Here is a 16,996-nt window from a genome sequence, read left to right on the forward strand (position 1 = left end):
GCGGCGGCGGGCCGCCCCGGAACCGTATCAGAATTTGAAGCGGCCGGTCACGCCATAGGTGCGCGGCTGGCTGGGATAGCCCGAGACGCTGCCCGACTGGGCAACCGCGGGGAACACCGTCGTCAGATACTGCGCGTTGGTGAGGTTGCGGCCCCATACGCCCAGTTCGAAGCCGTTGGTCAGCGCGACCGTGAACGATGCATTGAGCTGGTTCACTTCGCGCTTCAGCGAGTCCGAGATGTTCTGCGGGATACCCTGCAGACCCTCGACCACGCGGACCGGGCTTTCATACTGATAGTCGACATGGAAGATCGCCTTGGTACCGCCGGCGAACTCGTGGGTGTAGGTACCGCCCATCGCGACCGACAGGTCGGGGATGCCTGCGGGCTTGGTGCCCGAGATATCGCCGAACGCCGAATTGACGAAGCTGTCATACTTCGGATCGAGATAGGTGACCGCCAGCGTCAGGTTGAGCCCGTCGACCGGACGCACCGAACCGTCGAACTCGACACCGAAGGTCGACTGCTTGCCCGCATTGGCGAGCGCGAAGCCGGTTCCGGTGAAGACGTTGGACTGGAAGCCCTTGATCGCCTGCTTGAACACCGCGATGTTCACCGCCGCGACCGACCACTGGCCCTTCAGGCCGAACTCGTAGACGGTCGATTCTTCCGGACCCGCAAAGCGCGTACCGGCAACGAGGTTCGTCGTGCCGAGCCCGCCCGAAATGATCGCCGGCAGGTCGCTGGCAAGCGGACGGCTGTCGCGCGACAGGTTGACCGAGCTCGCCTTGAAGCCCGTCGCATAGGTCGCATAGACGTTGACGGTGTCGGTCAGCTTGTACGCCAGACGCGCGCTATAGCTGAAGTCGCCGTCGTTGGTCTTGCCGGGTTCAACCGCGTTGGGAAGGTTGAGGAAGGGCGGCAGGAACTGGAACGCCTTCAGCGGGTTGAGCGGGTTCGCTGCCGGGTTGTTCTGGTTGGCGTTGGCGAAAGCCTGGACGCCCGCCGAGATCTGGCCGAACGCCGCCGGGTTTGCGCCGGCAAAGCCCTGGATTTCAGCGGCGGTTGCCGAACGACCGAGGCCAAGCACGTTACCGACCTGCTGCGCCAGACCGCCCTGGAAGAGCAGCGTGTTGCGGAACGGTGCATAGGCCGCTGCATCGAGGTTGATGCCCGAGAAGACGTCGGTGCTGGTGACGTCGGTCGAGAAGCGCTTCTTGTCCTTGGTGTAGTTACCACCGAGGGTCAGCGTCAGCCGGTCGGTGATCTCGAAATCGAGCGTGCCGAAGATCGACCAGGCGGTGTTCTTCATGCGATAATATTCGTCCATGCCGTCGCCGGCGCGGAAGAAGCTGCCCGCATATTTCGCCGGATTGCCCTCGAGCGTGCCGAGCGTGCCCTCGAGCAGCGGAACGCTGAGCGCGCCGCCGCTGGCGGCCTGGATCAGCGCGTTGCCATAGGCGCGGAAATCGTCGCCGAAATAGATCTGGCTGTGCTGCTTGATATTCTCGTTGAAATAATAGCCGCCGACCAGGAAGTTGAGCGGGCCGTCGAAATCCGACGCCAGACGCAGTTCCTGGGTGAAGGTGTTGATCGCGGTATCGTCCGACTTCTGGCCGATCAGGTCGGCGCTGGTGAAGTCCGAATCCTGGTTGGTGTTGGCGCGAACCTCGCGATAGGCGCTGATCGAGGTCAGCGACATATTGCCAAGGTCATAATCGATCTGGCCCGAACCACCGTAGTTCTTGATCAGGTTCGACGACAGGAAGTTGTTGTACACGCGGTACGAAAAGGGGTTGTTGGCGTCGACGCTGGGGCCGCCGGCGAGCGCGTTGGTGATCGCGATGGTCGGGCCGGCGATGACGTTGCCGGCGATGCAGCAATTCTCGTCGATCTTGTCATAGTCGCCGATCAGGCGGATCGAGAGCGCATCGGTCGGTTCGAACAGCAGCTGGCCGCGAACGCCCCAGCGGTTGCGGTCGTTGACGTCGGTGTTGAGGTTCAGGTCCTTCGCATAGCCGTCGCGGCGATTGAAGTTGCCGCCGATCGAGAAGGCGACCTTGTCGCTGATCGGACCGGTGATGTCGCCCTTCAGGACGATGGCGTCATAATTGCCATAGCTCGCCTCGACCGAACCGCCGAATTCATACTGCGGCTTCTGCGTGACGATGCTGATGACGCCCGCCGACGCGTTCTTGCCGAACAGCGTGGACTGCGGACCACGCAGGACTTCGATGCGCTGGACGTTCGGAAGGTCGCCGATCTGGGCGGCCGAGCGTGAACGATAGACGCCGTCGATGAAGACGCCGACCGACGGTTCGATACCCGGGTTGTTCGCACCGTTGCCGAAGCCGCGGATGATGAAGTTGGTGTTCGCGCTCGACTGGAGCTGCGAGACGCGCAGGCTGGGGACCGCCGACTGAAGGTCGATGAGGTCGCGGATCTGCGAATTCTGGAGGTCGGCCGCCGAGGTCACCGACACGGCGATCGGCGTGTCCTGCAGCGTCTGCGAACGCTTCGACGCGGTCACGATGATCTCGTTGCCATAATCGGTGGTGTCGCTGCCGGCGTCGGTCGCGGTCGCCGTATCGTCGGCGGGGGCGGCGTCCTGGGCAAAGGCATAGGCAGGCGTGGTTGCGGCGCACAGCATGGTGGCGCCCAACAGGATGTTGCGCAAAGTCATGATGATACTCTCTCTCCAAACCGCGAAGGCGCAGCCCAAAGGCCTGAGTGGGAGATGCCCGCGGTGACTGGTGGCTCTACCCCACCGTTGCGCCGCGTCAACGCGCGCGCACGCGAAATCGCCGATTTTTCTGGAGATTAGTGGCTAAATAGCAACAGTTTACGTTACGGCATGGCGTCATCGGGATGACGCCATGTGCAATATTACCGGCTTCGACAATCGCTGCCCGGCCGGCCGATATGGCAGTCAGCGATTATCGCTACGCCCGAACAGAGCTGCCGCCTTGTCCGCCGCCAGCCCGGTTTCGCCAAGGTGCAGATAGTTGGCGTTGAACGCTGCGACCCCCGCTAGTTCGGCGAAATCGGGAATGAACAGCCGCAGGTTGCGAAGCTCGACCGAACAGCGCCGGCGCAGTTCCTGGACGGTGCGGTTTACGTGGACCTGCGTCAGTCCCGTCGCCTCGGCCAGCTGTCCCTGGGTCAAAAGGAAATCGCACTCCCCTCCGCCCGAGGCCGGCACGCCGCGCTGTCGCGCGAAGATTTCGCACATCAGCTGGGCGACGCGTTCGAACGCGTTTCGCTGCCCTAGGTTGATCGTCCACTCGCGCTGGATTGCCGCGCCGACGATCTCGCTCCAGCACAGGACCTGCGCGAGGTTGGGGCATTGATCGAGCAGCGCGTTCGCATCCTGCCGCCCGATTTCGGCAATGGTGATGCGCCGGACCGCCGCGATCGAATGATCGGCCCGGCCCACTGTAAACAGATCGAGGTCGCACGGCTGGCCCGGCAGGACGAGCGCCAGGATCTGGCGCCGGCCATCAGGCAATTGTTTGTATTTCTGGGCCCATCCCGACAGGACGACGCGCAGCGCCGCAGGGCGCTCCCCCTCGCGGACGAGATCGACACCTTTCGGATAGTCACGCGCGTTGCGCGCCAGACTGGCCTCCCAAATCGTTCGTTCTCGCGGTGAAAGCAGTTGATTCGAAATCTGGCCAAATGTCACTCTGCACGCCCCCGTTACAGAGGCGTGATGTGCGGTGCGCCGTTACCTCACATTCACACAGGTTAAGTTTGCCGGTCGACGCGTCGTTTTTGGGCTATTGGGGTATTTCGACATGCCCGCCGAAACCCGCGCGCATCGCCGACAGCAATTTCTCGCCGAACGTATTGTCCGTTCGCGACCGGAAACGCGCGAGCAAGGCGGCCGAAAGCACATAGGCGGGAACGGCTTCCTCCATCGCCGCGTCGATCGTCCAGCGCCCCTCGCCGCTGTCGTTCACGCGGCCGCTATATTGCGACAATTCGGAATTGCCCGCGAGCGCCGCCGCCGACAGATCGAGCAACCATGACGAGATGACCGATCCCCGCCGCCACACCTCGGCGATATCGGTAAGGTTCAGCTCGAAGCGCTCATCGGCGGGAAGCCGGTCCGAATTCTTGTTGCGGAGGATGTCGAAACCCTCGGCATAGGCAGCCATCAGCCCGTATTCGATGCCATTATGCACCATCTTCACGAAGTGACCCGCGCCTGCCGGACCCGCGTGAATATAGCCGCGCTCCGCCCGCTCGTCGTTCGCGGGCTTGCTTCGTCCCGGCGTCCGCGGGATCGTTCCGTAGCCGGGCGCCAGCGCGTCGAAAACCGGATCGAGCAGGTCGACGGTACGCGCGTCACCGCCGATCATCATGCAATAGCCGCGCTCGACGCCCCAGATGCCGCCGGACGTACCGACGTCGACATAGTCGATCCCGAGCGCCCGGAGTTCGGCCGCGCGCCGGATGTCATCCTTGTAGAAGCTGTTGCCGCCGTCGATCAGCACGTCGCCGGCTTCGAGCCGCAGCGACAGCCGGCTCACCGTCTCCTCGGTCGGATCCCCCGCGGGGAGCATGATCCAGACGGCGCGCGGCGGCCGAAGCAGCGCTGCGACATCGTCGAGCGAGGCCGCGGGGATCGCCCCTTCGGCCGCGAGGCCGGCCACGGCTTCCCCGTTGCGGTCATAGGCGACGACCTCATGCCCTGCCCGCATCAACCGGCGCGCGATATTGCCGCCCATGCGACCCAACCCGACGATTCCGATTTGCATACGACCTCCTCCGGCGCTTCAGCCAGTCCTTCGCACAACGGCGGCGATATGCCTATGCACCTTCGGGTGCGAGGATTTCGGGAGAGGAAAATGGTGCCCGGGGACGGGGTCGAACCGCCGACACTGCGATTTTCAGTCGCATGCTCTACCAACTGAGCTACCCGGGCACGGGCTTCGCTAGGCCGGTCGGCCTGCTGGCGAGCGGCGGCTATAGGCAGGGCTTTTCGTCCTGTCCAGTGGCTTTGTTGCGCTATTTTTACGCGTCAATCGCCGCCGAACCGGTCGTCGTCGGTGCCGCCGTCGGGCCCCTCGTGCGCGGGCATCCGATAGCCCTCGTCGAACCATTGGTTGAGATCGCGGTCGCGGCAGCCCCGGCTGCAAAAGGGGCGGTATTCCTTCGCGCGCGGCTTGCCGCAGAGCGGACATTTGGCGGCAGTCTCACTGGGCATGGCCCGCTCCTTTCATCAGCGCGTCGGCGACGATCTCGACGGGCCGCCCGGTGCGCCGTTGCAGTTCGGCGATCCATTCGGGATGGGCCGCGATATGGTCGGCAACACCCGGCCGTGTGACCAGTTTCAGACTTCCTGTGCCCTGCGCCCGTTCGGCCTGGCGCAGCAACAGCGCTGCATCGGTTGCCACGGTATCGAATCGCACCTGCTCGATCAGCGACGGCCGGGTCCGCCGGCGAATGATCTGCATCAGCCCGAAGCCGTTGACAGCGGTGCGCTCGAACGGCTGCGGGAGAAGGGTATCGACGAGCGCATCGATCGCCAGTCGTTCGGCGCGGCCCGGCAGCGAGGGGAAATCGATTCCGATCGACCCGCCGATGTCGCAGCAACGAATAACACGCACCGCCGCCTCCGCGCCCGCTCTTGCCAGCGCCAGCGCGTCGCCCTCGCCATCAATGTCGATCAGCGTCATCGCAGGCGTCGTGTCGACCCAGAGGGCGCCGCCGTCGAAAGGGAAATGACCCGAGCGGACATGGTCGATCAGCTCGGACCAGCCGGCCTGCTCCAGCCGGTCGACTCCGGTCGGGACAAGGTCGGTGACCGGCATGGCGGTGGCGGCGATCCGATCGCGCAGATCAGGCCCGCCGGTAAGCTCCGCGTCGGTGATCCGGGCGCGTGCCGGTTTGTCGCGCCCGCGTTCGCGCAGCGCCATGCGGGTGATCTCGACCGTCAGCCGCGCGCCGATCGACGTACCCGCAGGGACGGAGGCCAGCGTCGCACGCGGCTCGCCGGGCAGGTCGAGGGCGACCGATGCGCCCTTTCCCGCCTCGGCCAGCCTCGCCGGAATCACGGCGCCCGCGCGAGGCCCTTCGCCGTCACGCTCGATCCGCGCTTCGATGATATGGCCGTCCTCGACCAGCGCAGCACGGCATTCTCCTATGCCGGCCTCGTAAAGCCACTCAGCCAAGCGGTACTCCGGCGCTGCTCAGCAGGTTCCGGGTTTCGAAGAGCGGCAGGCCGACGACGTTCGAATGGCTGCCCGACAGGAAGCGGACGAAAACTTCGGCCTTGCCCTGGATCGCGTAGCCACCGGCCTTGCCCATCCCTTCGCCGCTTTCGACATACCAGTCGATCTCGGCATCGCTCAGCGCCTTGAAGGCGACGATCGTGTCAGCGACGCGGACGCGCGGCTTGCCGTCGGCGCCGACGACGCAGACCCCCGACCAGACATGATGCCGCCGCCCCGAGAGCAGGCCAAGCATGCGCCGGAGATCGGCTTCGTCGACGGGTTTCTCGAGGATGCGGCGTCCGACCGCCACCGTCGTGTCGCCTGCAAGGATGACCTCGTGCGCCGCGCGCTCGACCGCGAGCGCCTTGCTCTCCGCCAGCCGCGCGACATAGGCGCGCGGCAGCTCGCCCTTCAGTGGCGTTTCGTCGATTTCAGGGGCGGCGATGCGCGTCGGCGTCAGGCCGATCCGCGCCAGCAATTCGCGCCGGCGCGGCGAAGTCGAAGCGAGAACCAGATTTCGCATTTTTGGCGCGGGAAGTTGTACCGCGCCGCTCACTTGAAGCGATAGGTGATCCGACCCTTGGTCAGGTCATAGGGGGTGAGTTCGACGAGCACTTCGTCGCCCACCAGAACGCGGATGCGGTTCTTGCGCATCTTGCCGGCCGTGTGGCCCAGAATCTCGTGGTCGTTTTCCAGCTTCACGCGGAACATCGCGTTGGGGAGCAGTTCGACCACCTGGCCGCGCATTTCCAGAAGTTCTTCTTTCGCCATCAATCCTCAGGAGTTCAAAATATCGGGATGGGCGCCCATAACGCCAATTCAACGCAATTGAAAGCAATCTGTAACAGCGGTCAGGAGACGAGTTTCAACCGTCTCGCGATACGCCAGCCGACCGTCTTCGCCCAGGCATAGCTCGGCCATCGCGGCGGCATCTGCGGGTCGAGCCCCATCCGGCGGAGCGCAGCGTTCGCGGCATGCGCCTCGGACTCGCGATAACTCCATTCGCTTCGCCACGTGATCGACAACGAGATCGAAGGCGCGTCGCCATTGGCGACGAAATGCGGCGCCATCACGGGCATCAGGACTGCATCTCCGGGAGCGAGCGGCACCTGCTGCGCGCCCTCGCGATAGGTTTCTTCCCATGGCAGATTGCGGTGGCCGCCGGTGTGGTAGCGTTCATGCTCCACCCGATGCGCAAAGCGCTCGTCGCCGGCGGGCCAGACGTTCATCACCTTCTGCCCGCGAAGCTGGAGCAGGATATTGTGCTCGGGGTCGAAATGGAACGGCGTGATCGAGCCCGGCGACGAGATGAAGACAAAGCCCTGCGGCGTCAGCATGGCGCCGGTACGGGGTTCGACGACGGGTTCGAGCTCGCCGAGCAGTCCCATCAGCAACTCGCGATAGTCGGGCACCGTCTCGATATTCTTGAGCACCGCCCAGCTCCGGTTCGTATCGATCGTCCGGATGGTCTCGCCGATGGAAAGGCCGTTCGAGGGAACGTCCTCCGGCTTGATCCCGATCGGCACATCCCCCGGATTATACTCGACCTGCCCGGCCGGAAGCCCCTCGCCCAATTGCGCCAGCGCCTCGAGCGACAGCAACGGGTGATCGGGGAGCCGATGGCGCAGCAGTCCCGCCTTCGCCGGATAGAGCGCTTCCATCGCTGCAAGGGTTTCGGCCGGAAAGACCGGCTGATCGATTGTCTGACGGGCGGTCATGGCATGTCCTGTACCTGATTGTTCGCGCCTCCGTCACCTTTCCAGCGACGCCAGATCTTCTCGATCCGCGCCACCGCCCTGAACCGCAGACGATCGGAGCCGCCCGAGAGCGGCGCATTGATCCAGACGAGCTGGCGGCGCTCGCGCCAGACGCTGTCGATCATCGGATGGCCGGGCGCGGCGCAACTGTCGACCCACGCGATGCGATCATCGTCCAGCAGATCGAGATTGTGCTGCTGGAGCAGCACCCCGGGCGAAAAGCGGGCATAATCCTCGTCGAACGCGGTCTTGAACGAGAAGCCGCCGGGCGGGCAGAGGAAGTTGATCAGCATCGCAAGCGGCCGTCCGTCGAGGTCGAGCGACCGCATATCGAGTTTGCCCGCTTCGGCCGCCCCGGCGATGATGGCCCGGAACCACGCTTCGGTCTCTCCGTGGCTTGCCAGCGCCGATCCGGCCTTGCCCTTCCATCCCCGCGCCTCGAGATCGAGGAAGGCATCGACCCACGGTTCGAGCGGATCGTCTGCCTGCCACCGGCGGAAGGAAACCGCGCCCTGTTCGGCAAGCCGGTTCGCCTGTCGCCGCAATTCCTTGCGCTTCTTTGCGCGCACCGCCTCGTCCCAATAGGCTTCGGGCGACAGGCTGCGTTCGAGCAGGGCGCGCTCCTCGCGATGGACGACCTCCGCCTCGCTTCCCCGCACGCGTGCGACGTCGACCAGCGCACGATGGAGCGGCCCGTCCTCGGTGAGCCGCGGCACATGGACCAGCGTATGCGCCCATCCCGACGCATCGCACCAGCCAAGCAGGATCGACCAGAAGAGATTCTCCATCCCCGCGCGCACCAGTGGCGCGCCGTGAAACTGGTTCGGGTGCGACCACCCCGTCACGTGCCGCAGCGGCAGCCGCCCGTATCGTGTGGCAGGCGCGAGCGGCATCACGCCGATCACCTGTCCCGCGCTTCCGTCGCGAACGATCACCAGCCGCGCATGCCGTTCGGGATCGAGCAGATGAAGCGCCGATTGCAGGCACCAGCGCTCGGCAAAGGGATTCGGTTCGCTCGCATCGTCGGCCAGCCGGTCCCATGCGGTCGCCAGTTCTTCCGACAGGGCGAGAGGGTCGACCACGCGCACGGTCAGCGGCGCGGCCTCGGCAGCGGCGGTCGGAAAGGCAGGGTGAACCGTCATCGGCGGCGAACCTAGCAGCGAGGTGTTAAAATGAGGTGGCAATTCATCTGCTTCCCTCCCGCCACCGGAGAGCGGAGTCTAGATTCCGAACAGCTTCGCCAGCGACTTTTCGAGCATGAAGAATTGCCAGATCAGCCGCCCGTGATCGCGCCTGCCCGACTGATGCTGCGCGACGACGCGTTCGATTTCGGCCATGTCGAACCAGCCCGAACGCGCCAGCGTCGACGAGGTCGCGAGCGCCTTCGCCTGTTCGACGAGCGGCCCGCGAAACCACGCCGAAACCGGCGTCACAAAGCCCATCTTGGGGCGATAGAGAATATCGTGGGGAAGATAGCGCTCCATCGCCTGTTTCATGATCGCCTTGCCCGTCCCGCCTTTCACCCGCATCGACGCGGGCAGCGACGCGGCAAATTCGATCAGGCGATGGTCCAGCAAAGGCTCGCGCGCCTCGAGGCTGACCGCCATGCTCATCCGGTCGGTCTTGGTCAGGATGTCGCCGGGGAGCCATATCTGAAGATCGGCATATTGCGCGCGGTCGAGCGGCTCGCGCGCGGGCGCTTCCGCCATCGCCTTCCAGTAGCGCGCCTCGGCGATATGATCGCCGAGCGCATGGACCGCCGCATCGTTGAACAGACGCGCGCGCTGCGACGGGCCGGTGACGCCGACCGCCCCGGCATACCCCTCCGCGCCGCTTTTCGACAGGCTGGCCAGCGTCGCGCGCGCGCGGAGCGGACGCGGTGCCCAGTCCATTTGCGGCCACACGCGCGACAGCGGGCCGAAGAGGCCCTTGCGCAGGAAGGACGGAATCATCCCGCGCAGCCGCTCTTCCTGATGCTGGAAGACGAGGCGGCGATAGCCCGCGAAAGCCTCGTCCGCACCGTCGCCCGACAGCGCGACCGTGACCTCTTCGCGCGCGAGTTCGCACACGCGGTAGGTCGGCAAGGCGCTCGCGTCGGCGAAGGGCTCGTCGAACATGTCGGCGATCTTGTCGATCAGTTCGAAGTCGCCCGCCGCGACGGTGCGCGTGCGGTGATCGGTCGCGAAACGCTCGGCAATCTGCTGCGCATAGGCGGTCTCGTCGAGCGCCGCCTGATCGAAGCCGATCGTGCAGGTCTTCACCGCCTTCGCGCTCGCCTCGGCCATCAGCGCGACGACCGCGCTGCTGTCGACGCCGCCCGAAAGGAAGGCGCCGAGCGGCACGTCGGACACCATGCGATCGGTCACCGCGGCGCGCATCAGGTGGACGAGATGTTCGGCCGCCTCGCCCTCGCTCGCCCGGATACGCTTCGAAAAATCGGGCGCCCACCAGCGCGTCGGCGCGGGAACCGGCTTGCCGCGTTCGAGCAACAGGAAGTGTCCCGCGGGTAATTTCTCGACGCCTGCAACAATGCAATTGTCGTCTGGAACATAGCCGAGCGCCAGGAAATCCTCGACCGCCGACAAATTCGCCTCCTGCCGCAGCAGCGGGTGGCGAAGAAGCCCCTTGAGCTCCGACGCAAAGGCGACCGAGCCGTCGGACAGCCGCACGAAGTGCAGCGGCTTCACGCCCAGCCGGTCGCGCGCGAGGAACAGGCAACCGCGCCTATGGTCATGGATCGCGAAGGCGAACATGCCGTTCAGCCGCGACAGGCACTCCGGTCCCCATTGCCGCCACGCGGCGATGATCACCTCCGTATCGCCGCTCGTCCGGAAGCGGTGGCCGCGATCTTCGAGTTCGGCGCGCAGCTCGCGGAAATTGTAGATTTCCCCATTATAGGTGAGCGTGACCGCCTCGTCGTCGCTCGCCATGGGCTGGGGGCTGCCCTCGATGTCGATGATCGAGAGGCGGAGATGGCCAAGGCCGACGCCGGGCGCGGTCCATTCACCCGAACCGTCGGGACCGCGATGCGCCATCGGGTGCAGCATCGCGCGGACGCGCGCGGGGTCGACCGGCTTTGCCGTCTCCACATGATAAATGCCCGCGATCCCGCACATATTCTTGTGGCTTAGCGGGTTTTGAGCGCGCGGTCAGCCATTGCCTGCGCTCCACCCGACGCAGAAACGAAATCGGCGATCGCATCGCGGCCGCCGCTTGCCTCTTCGGCCGACACGATCAGCGACAGCGCGCGCGGATCGCCGCCGATCAGCCGCGCCTTCAAACCCGCCAGCTTCGCGGCGCGCGGACTGCCCGTCGCGGCGCCGTCGACGACGTACCAGGTCGCGGCATCGCGAAGCACCGGGCCGGGGTGAAGCAGCCGGTCGGTCTTGGCGCCGTCGACGGGGTCGAGCGCCGCGCTCCACGCCCATTTGCTGTCGGGATCGACCGCGCCCTGCCCATAGGCGACGACCTCGCGCCCCTCGGCCTGACGCCGGTAGCCGCCGATCGCGACGGTGACACGGCGCCCCTTGGCATCGGCGAAATGACGGACGATCTGTTGGTCGGCGCCATCGAAGCGCGGGCTCCAGGCCATCTGTCCGGAAGAGGCGGCTATCCAGCCGGCGGGCGTCGCGACCGGCATGGTATCGGGCAGCACCGCCGAACGGCCGCCGATCAGGGTCGCCCAGGCGATGAACAGCAGCGGGATTGCCATTGCGGCGGACAGCACGGCCCCGGCCGGACCGGAATGGCGCACCGCGCCGTTCAGTCCCGAAACATCGACGGCGATATCGTTCGCCGGCCGGTCGAACCAGCGCTTCGCGACGAGCATCACGATCAGCACGACAAGCCCGAAGAAGACCCAGCCATAGAAGACATGGTCGATCCCGCCGGCGGCCTCGATCCCCCAGATTTCGGCCGCGACCATCGTACCATAGGCGCGCAGCGCGTTGGCCACGATCGTTGTCGCGAGCGCGGCGAGGACAAAGACGACCCGCCGTGTCCAGCTTTTGAAACAGAGGTGCGCGGCAAACACTGCATAAGCGAGCATAGCCATCAGGAAATTGACGCCCGAGCAGGCCTCGGCCACCTCGAAAAAGCCGGCGCGCGTCGTGATGAACACACCTTCGAGCTCGGCGCGCAGGCCGGACAGATGGAGGAGCGCCATCGAGATATAGGCGGTCAGCGTCTGGAGCAGCGGCACCAGCTCCTCGCCGAAGGGAACGAGAAGCAGCGCATAGACGAGCGGGAAGAGCAGCCCGCGCACCAGCTTTTCGCCGAGCGTCGCGGCCACTGCACCCTGCAGCATCAGGATCAGCCCGAGCTGACGGAACAGGCCGACGCCCGCCGCCTCGCCGACGAGCCATACGAAGCCTGCACCCGCGAGCCAGATCAGCGCCGGCCACCAATATACGGGCGTAAGCGGCTTCAGCAGCGCGGTACGCTGCGATACCAGCCAGCCGATCATCGGCACCATCAGCAGACAATGCGTAAAGGTCGAGCTGTGCCACCAGATGCCGATCGTGTCGGTGGCGTCGCGATGGAAGATCGCAAGGATTGCCGCCGACAGACCGGCGAGCGCGATCAGGTGGCGCTGCCAGCGCGACCATGATTTCGGCGTAGAGAGCGCGTCTGCCGTCATGCCGCCAGCCCCAGCAGTCCGGCGAGCGGCGCAAGGCGGGCATCCCAGCCGTAGCGCGCGATCATCCGTTCGCGCGCTGCCCGGCCCATTTGCGCGGCGGCGGCGGGCTCGTCGAACAGCCGTACGACAGCGGCCGCCATGGCTTCCGGATCGTCGGCGACAAGCAGATGTTCGCCGTCCGTCGCGTCGATCCCCGTCGCGGCGGCCGCGCTCGCGACCACCGGGCGCGCCATCGCCATCGCCTCGAGCAGCTTGTTCTGCACTCCGCGCGCGAGCAGCAGGGGCGCGACGACCGCATCGGCCGCCGCGAGCCATGGCCGCACGTCGGGCACTTCGCCCGTGACGCTCACCCCCGGCAGCGCCGCGAGCGCGCGTACCTCGTCCGCCGGGGCACGGCCGACGATCGCGAAGCGCGCCGCGGGGTGCGCCTTGCGGACGATCGGCAGGACTTCGGCCACGAACCACTGCACGGCATCGATATTCGGGCGATAATCCATCTGACCCGTGAAGACCGCGAGCGGCCCCTCGCCCTCGCCCGCCTCGTCCAGTGCCAGCGCCGGGTCGAAACGTTCGGTATCGATCCCGTTCTCGACGGCATGAACCATGTCGGTGCCAAGCCCGCTCTGCCGGCGAAACAGCGCTGCCTCGGCCTCGCTCACAAACAGGCTCGCGTCGACCGTGCGCGCTACCTTCGCCTCGAACGCGCCGAGTTTCCTAGCCTCGCGGGCATGGACCCAGTTCAGCGGCTGGCGCTTGTCCTGCTCGGCATAGGTTGCGAATTTGGCGGAATCGACATCGACGAAATCCATCAGCACGCGGCCGGCGAAATCGGCCGGCAGATATTGCGCCATCTGGCCCGAGAAGGCGACGATATGGGTAACCGTCCGGAGTGCGAGCAGCGCGCCGACGTGCTCGGCGAGCGCGGCGTTGCGGAACAGGCGGTTCGACACCGGCTCGCCGCGCAACACGGCGCCCGCCAGTGCGACCGGCCGCGAAACCTCGCGCACCTCGATCGCCAGCGTCTTGCAGAGCGGCGCCATTTTCTCGCGCGCGATCGCGGCATCGGCCGCATTGTCGGCGAGCGCCGCCACATGAACCGGCGCGAGCTTCGCCAGCGCCTCGAACATATGCCAGCTGCGGATCCGGTCGCCCCGGTCGGGCGGCCATGGCGCGCGATGGACCAGAAAAAGTATCTCAGCCATCACCCGAGCCCGCGTGCGATCAGCGGCCCGATGCGGTTCGCCGCCCACAGCGGCAGCTTTTTCCAGAGATCGACCTGCAGCCGATATCTGGCACTGTTCGGGTTCATGTCGCGCGGCGTCTCGCCCGGCGCGAGCCAGCGCGCATAGACGAGCGGCTGCGGCTCGAAACCCCAGTTCTTCTTGTAGGCGAAGGGCCCGGTACCGGTCTTCGAGCGGCCGAAATCGAACCGCGTGCAGCCTTTCGCACGCGCATGGCGCATCAGCGCGAAATACATGAGCTCGTTCGCTCGCAGCCTTCGCGCATCGGCGATACCGCCGCCCCAATAGGGCATGACGGTGCCGCGCCAATAGAGGCTGAGGACGCTCGCAACCGGCCGGTCGCCGTCGCGAACGGTCAGGATATCGGCATCCTCGCCAAAGGCATCCAGTACGGCGTCGAACAGCCTTTTGGGGAATACCGGCGTCCCGAGGTTGCGGACGCTGGTCGCATAGATGCGGTAATGATCGCGGCGATCGGATCCGGAACGGCCGGTCGAGACGGTCAGGCCGCTTTCCAGCACCTTGCGGACCTCGGCGCGCTGCTTGCGCGGAATCGCGAGCAGTTCGGCATCGTCGTCGACAGCGAGGTCGCGCGCGAAGCCGGCATAGACGCCCTCCTCGCGGTGCCAGTCCGCGCCTCCGGGAAGCGGGCCGCCGCGCAGTTCGACCGAAGGCACACCGAGCGACCGGGCGAGAGCGACCGCGGCGTCGGCGAGCGCGCGGGCGGCCGCTTCGCCGTCGGCGAGCAGGCCGCCGTCGACCGCGAAACCGCTCGCGACGAGCGCCTGCCCGAAGAGCGGCGAGCGGACATGGTGTAGCGGCAACAGACCGACGATGGCTCCGCCCGCATCGCGGGCCGCGAGCAGATGGCATTTATGCCCCGTCGCCTGCGTGATCGCCTGACACCAGGCACGGCTGTGAAAGGGCGTCGCTTGCGCGTGCTTCTCGACATAAGCGTCCCACCCCGCCGCATCGTCGAGCGGCGCAGCAGTCGTCATGTCGGTAACGGGATGCACCGGCGCGTTCACGCCGCGGCGCGCCACGACTGGGCGCGGCCTTGCTGCGCGGGCAACAGTTCGTCGGCGCGCGTCCAGTCGAAATCGTCGAGCAGTTTCTTCAGCTTGCCTGCCATCGCCGCAAGCCCGGTGTAGTGCCGGACCTTCGATTTGATCGGCGCGTCGGCAACGCGCGGCTGGCCGGGGTCGATTTCCCACGGATGGAAATAGAGGATTGCCGGATGGCCTTCGCGGTTCATCCGTTCGATCGCCCAGCGCGTGAAGCCATAGGGCAGCATCCGCATGAAGCCGCCGCCGCCGGCGGGCAGCGTGCGCCCGGCAATCCGCGCGGTCGTCACCGGCCATTCGACAAGATCGCTGTCGGGCAGCGGCCGCCAGACGTGGCGCGGGCTTTCGGACCAGCCATAATGGTCGTGCACCACCGGCGCGACGCTCGACGAATAGGCATAGCCCTGCTCGGCAAGGATCGCGTGCGCCCAGGGCGTGCGCGTATCGACCGAGAAACTTGGCGCGCGATAGCCGCGGATCGGCGTACCGCCGGTGTCCTCCAGAATCGCCTGCGTCTTCTTCAGGTCGGCGGCAAATTCGTCGGCGGTCATGTTGAACACGCGCTTGTGATCATAGCCGTGGCTGGCGAGCTCGTGCCCCGCCGCGACGATCCGGCGGATCAGCGCGGGATAGCGCTCGGCAACCCAGCCCAGGGTGAAGAAAGTCCCGCGAACCCCCGCCTCGGCGAAGATCTGCAGCACCGCATCGCAATTGGCCTCGACGCGGCATTCGAGCCCGTCCCAGTCGGCGCGACCGATCGTGCGCTCAAAGGCGCCGACCTGGAACCAGTCCTCGACATCGACCGACAGGCCGTTCTGCATTTTCCCTCACCTTCATCAGCAGCTTAGCCGATGATATTTGATGCGTCACGCGGCCCAGACTTGCGACTTCGCCGGATTGGGGGCGTTGTCGGGATCGCGCTCGACCCATTCGATCAGCAGATCGAGCACGCGGCGAAGCGCTGCATCCTGTTCGACGAGCCGTTCCTCGAGGCTGGCGATCTGGCGCTGGAGCTCGGCGACCTGTTGTTCGTCGATCGCGGGCACCGCGGCGACGGCGGGCGCAGCAACGGCGGCCTCGGCCGCGAGTTCGAACACCTCGCCCGATTCGGCAGCCGGCGCGGCGACCGGCGCCGCGAAGGGCGCGCGCGCATCTTTCACCGGCGCGGGCCATTCGACCGGCGCCTCGACGGCAGCCGCGGCATGTGCGACGACTTCCTCAACCGGCAGCGGCGCAAGGCTCGCCTCGTCGATGCCGCGATCGGCCTCGACCTCGGCGATGACGTTGCGGACATGCTGTGCCGAAATGCGATGCAATTCCTCGACGGCACCGAACAGCAGCAGACGACTGACCAGCACGTTCAGTTTGCGCGGTACGCCGTCGCTGTAATCGAAGATCAGCTCATAGGCCTCGGGCGCGAAGCTCGGGTTGCCGGTCCACCCCACCTTCTTCAGGCGGTGGAGGATATACGGCTCGACCTCTTCGGGCTCCATCGGATCGAGATGGTGCGTCGCGATCACGCGCTGGCGCAACTGTTCGAGCGTCGGCGAGTGGAAGAGCGTCTGGCGGAATTCGGGCTGACCCAGCAGGAAGATCTGCAGCAGCGAATGGCCGCCGAGCGTGAAGTTCGACAGCATGCGCAGCTCTTCGAGCGCCGAAATGGCGAGGTTCTGGCCCTCGTCGACGATCAGCAGGGTGCGCTTGCCGGCGCGCGCCTGTTCGCGGAGATATTCCTCCATCGAGCGGAGCAGTTCGGCCTTGCTCTGGCCTTCCCATTCGAGCCCGAACTGTTCGGCGACAAGGCGAAGAAGATCGTCGCCCTCGACCTGCGTCGACACCAGCTTGACCGCGGTCAGGCGATTGGGGTCGATCGTGTTCATCAGGTGGCCGACCAGCGTCGTCTTGCCTGCGCCGACGTCGCCGGTGATGACGATGAAGCCCTCACCCTGCGCCAGACCATAGCCCAGATAGGACATGGCTTTGCGGTGCGTGCCGCTTTCGAAATAGAAAGCCGGATCGGGCGTCAGCTGGAAGGGACGGCCGGTGAAACCATAATATTGATCGTACATCGAGTA

Annotated in this window: 15 protein-coding genes and 1 tRNA gene; all 16 read right to left on the minus strand. The window is 66.0% G+C overall.

Annotation, left to right across the window (positions count from 1 at the left end; genetic code table 11):
- Positions 1–27 precede the first annotated feature (27 nt).
- The 16 genes from L7H23_RS06050 to L7H23_RS06125 all read right to left on the minus strand — a co-directional run bounded on the left by L7H23_RS06050 (position 28) and on the right by L7H23_RS06125 (position 16,990).
- The gene (locus tag L7H23_RS06050) at positions 28–2,682 is read right to left on the minus strand and encodes a TonB-dependent receptor (protein WP_237838453.1); all 2,655 of its coding nucleotides are present in this window, start codon (positions 2,680–2,682) and stop codon (positions 28–30) included.
- A gap of 246 nt (positions 2,683–2,928) precedes the next feature.
- Positions 2,929–3,684, minus strand: coding sequence for a Crp/Fnr family transcriptional regulator (locus tag L7H23_RS06055; RefSeq protein ID WP_237838454.1), 756 nt, complete (start codon positions 3,682–3,684; stop codon positions 2,929–2,931).
- Between the two features lie 94 nt (positions 3,685–3,778).
- Positions 3,779–4,762, minus strand: coding sequence for a phosphogluconate dehydrogenase (NAD(+)-dependent, decarboxylating) (gene gnd / locus L7H23_RS06060; RefSeq protein WP_237838455.1), 984 nt, complete (start codon positions 4,760–4,762; stop codon positions 3,779–3,781).
- Positions 4,763–4,853: 91 nt separating this feature from the next.
- Positions 4,854–4,929, minus strand: a tRNA-Phe gene (locus tag L7H23_RS06065).
- A gap of 96 nt (positions 4,930–5,025) precedes the next feature.
- Complete coding sequence (gene yacG / locus L7H23_RS06070) at positions 5,026–5,211, minus strand: DNA gyrase inhibitor YacG (RefSeq protein WP_237838456.1); 186 nt, start codon at positions 5,209–5,211, stop codon at positions 5,026–5,028.
- Positions 5,201–6,178, minus strand: a complete 978-nt coding sequence (locus tag L7H23_RS06075) for a ribonuclease (protein WP_237838457.1) — start codon at positions 6,176–6,178, stop codon at positions 5,201–5,203. Before L7H23_RS06075 ends, yacG begins: the two co-directional genes overlap by 11 nt.
- Positions 6,171–6,743 carry a Maf family protein gene (locus L7H23_RS06080; RefSeq protein ID WP_237838458.1) on the minus strand — a complete coding sequence of 191 codons (573 nt, stop codon included), beginning with the start codon at positions 6,741–6,743 and terminating at the stop codon, positions 6,171–6,173. Before L7H23_RS06080 ends, L7H23_RS06075 begins: the two co-directional genes overlap by 8 nt.
- 29 nt (positions 6,744–6,772) lie before the next feature.
- Positions 6,773–6,991 carry a translation initiation factor IF-1 gene (gene infA, locus L7H23_RS06085; protein WP_010162480.1) on the minus strand — a complete coding sequence of 73 codons (219 nt, stop codon included), beginning with the start codon at positions 6,989–6,991 and terminating at the stop codon, positions 6,773–6,775.
- Positions 6,992–7,071: 80 nt separating this feature from the next.
- On the minus strand, positions 7,072–7,938 hold the full coding sequence (locus tag L7H23_RS06090) for a cupin-like domain-containing protein (RefSeq protein ID WP_237838459.1): 867 nt from the start codon (positions 7,936–7,938) through the stop codon (positions 7,072–7,074).
- Positions 7,935–9,119 carry a GNAT family N-acetyltransferase gene (locus L7H23_RS06095; protein WP_237838460.1) on the minus strand — a complete coding sequence of 395 codons (1,185 nt, stop codon included), beginning with the start codon at positions 9,117–9,119 and terminating at the stop codon, positions 7,935–7,937. Before L7H23_RS06095 ends, L7H23_RS06090 begins: the two co-directional genes overlap by 4 nt.
- A 78-nt stretch (positions 9,120–9,197) precedes the next feature.
- Positions 9,198–11,093, minus strand: coding sequence for an XrtA/PEP-CTERM system amidotransferase (locus tag L7H23_RS06100; protein ID WP_237838461.1), 1,896 nt, complete (start codon positions 11,091–11,093; stop codon positions 9,198–9,200).
- An 11-nt stretch (positions 11,094–11,104) separates the two neighbouring features.
- Positions 11,105–12,616: an exosortase A gene (gene xrtA / locus L7H23_RS06105; RefSeq protein ID WP_237838462.1), complete on the minus strand. Its 1,512-nt coding sequence runs from the start codon at positions 12,614–12,616 to the stop codon at positions 11,105–11,107.
- Entirely contained in the window at positions 12,613–13,818 is a 1,206-nt protein-coding gene (locus tag L7H23_RS06110) for a TIGR03087 family PEP-CTERM/XrtA system glycosyltransferase (protein ID WP_237838463.1), read from the minus strand. Before L7H23_RS06110 ends, xrtA begins: the two co-directional genes overlap by 4 nt.
- Positions 13,818–14,855 (minus strand): FemAB family XrtA/PEP-CTERM system-associated protein, encoded by a 1,038-nt coding sequence (locus L7H23_RS06115; RefSeq protein WP_237839134.1) that lies wholly within the window; start codon positions 14,853–14,855, stop codon positions 13,818–13,820. The genes L7H23_RS06110 and L7H23_RS06115 overlap by 1 nt, the downstream gene beginning before the upstream one ends.
- 26 nt (positions 14,856–14,881) lie before the next feature.
- The gene (locus L7H23_RS06120) at positions 14,882–15,742 is read right to left on the minus strand and encodes an XrtA system polysaccharide deacetylase (protein WP_237838464.1); all 861 of its coding nucleotides are present in this window, start codon (positions 15,740–15,742) and stop codon (positions 14,882–14,884) included.
- Positions 15,743–15,787: 45 nt separating this feature from the next.
- Positions 15,788–16,990 (minus strand): XrtA/PEP-CTERM system-associated ATPase, encoded by a 1,203-nt coding sequence (locus tag L7H23_RS06125; RefSeq protein WP_237838465.1) that lies wholly within the window; start codon positions 16,988–16,990, stop codon positions 15,788–15,790.
- Positions 16,991–16,996 lie beyond the last annotated feature (6 nt).

This window comes from Sphingopyxis sp. BSN-002 (genome assembly GCF_022024275.1).
Classification (GTDB): domain Bacteria; phylum Pseudomonadota; class Alphaproteobacteria; order Sphingomonadales; family Sphingomonadaceae; genus Sphingopyxis.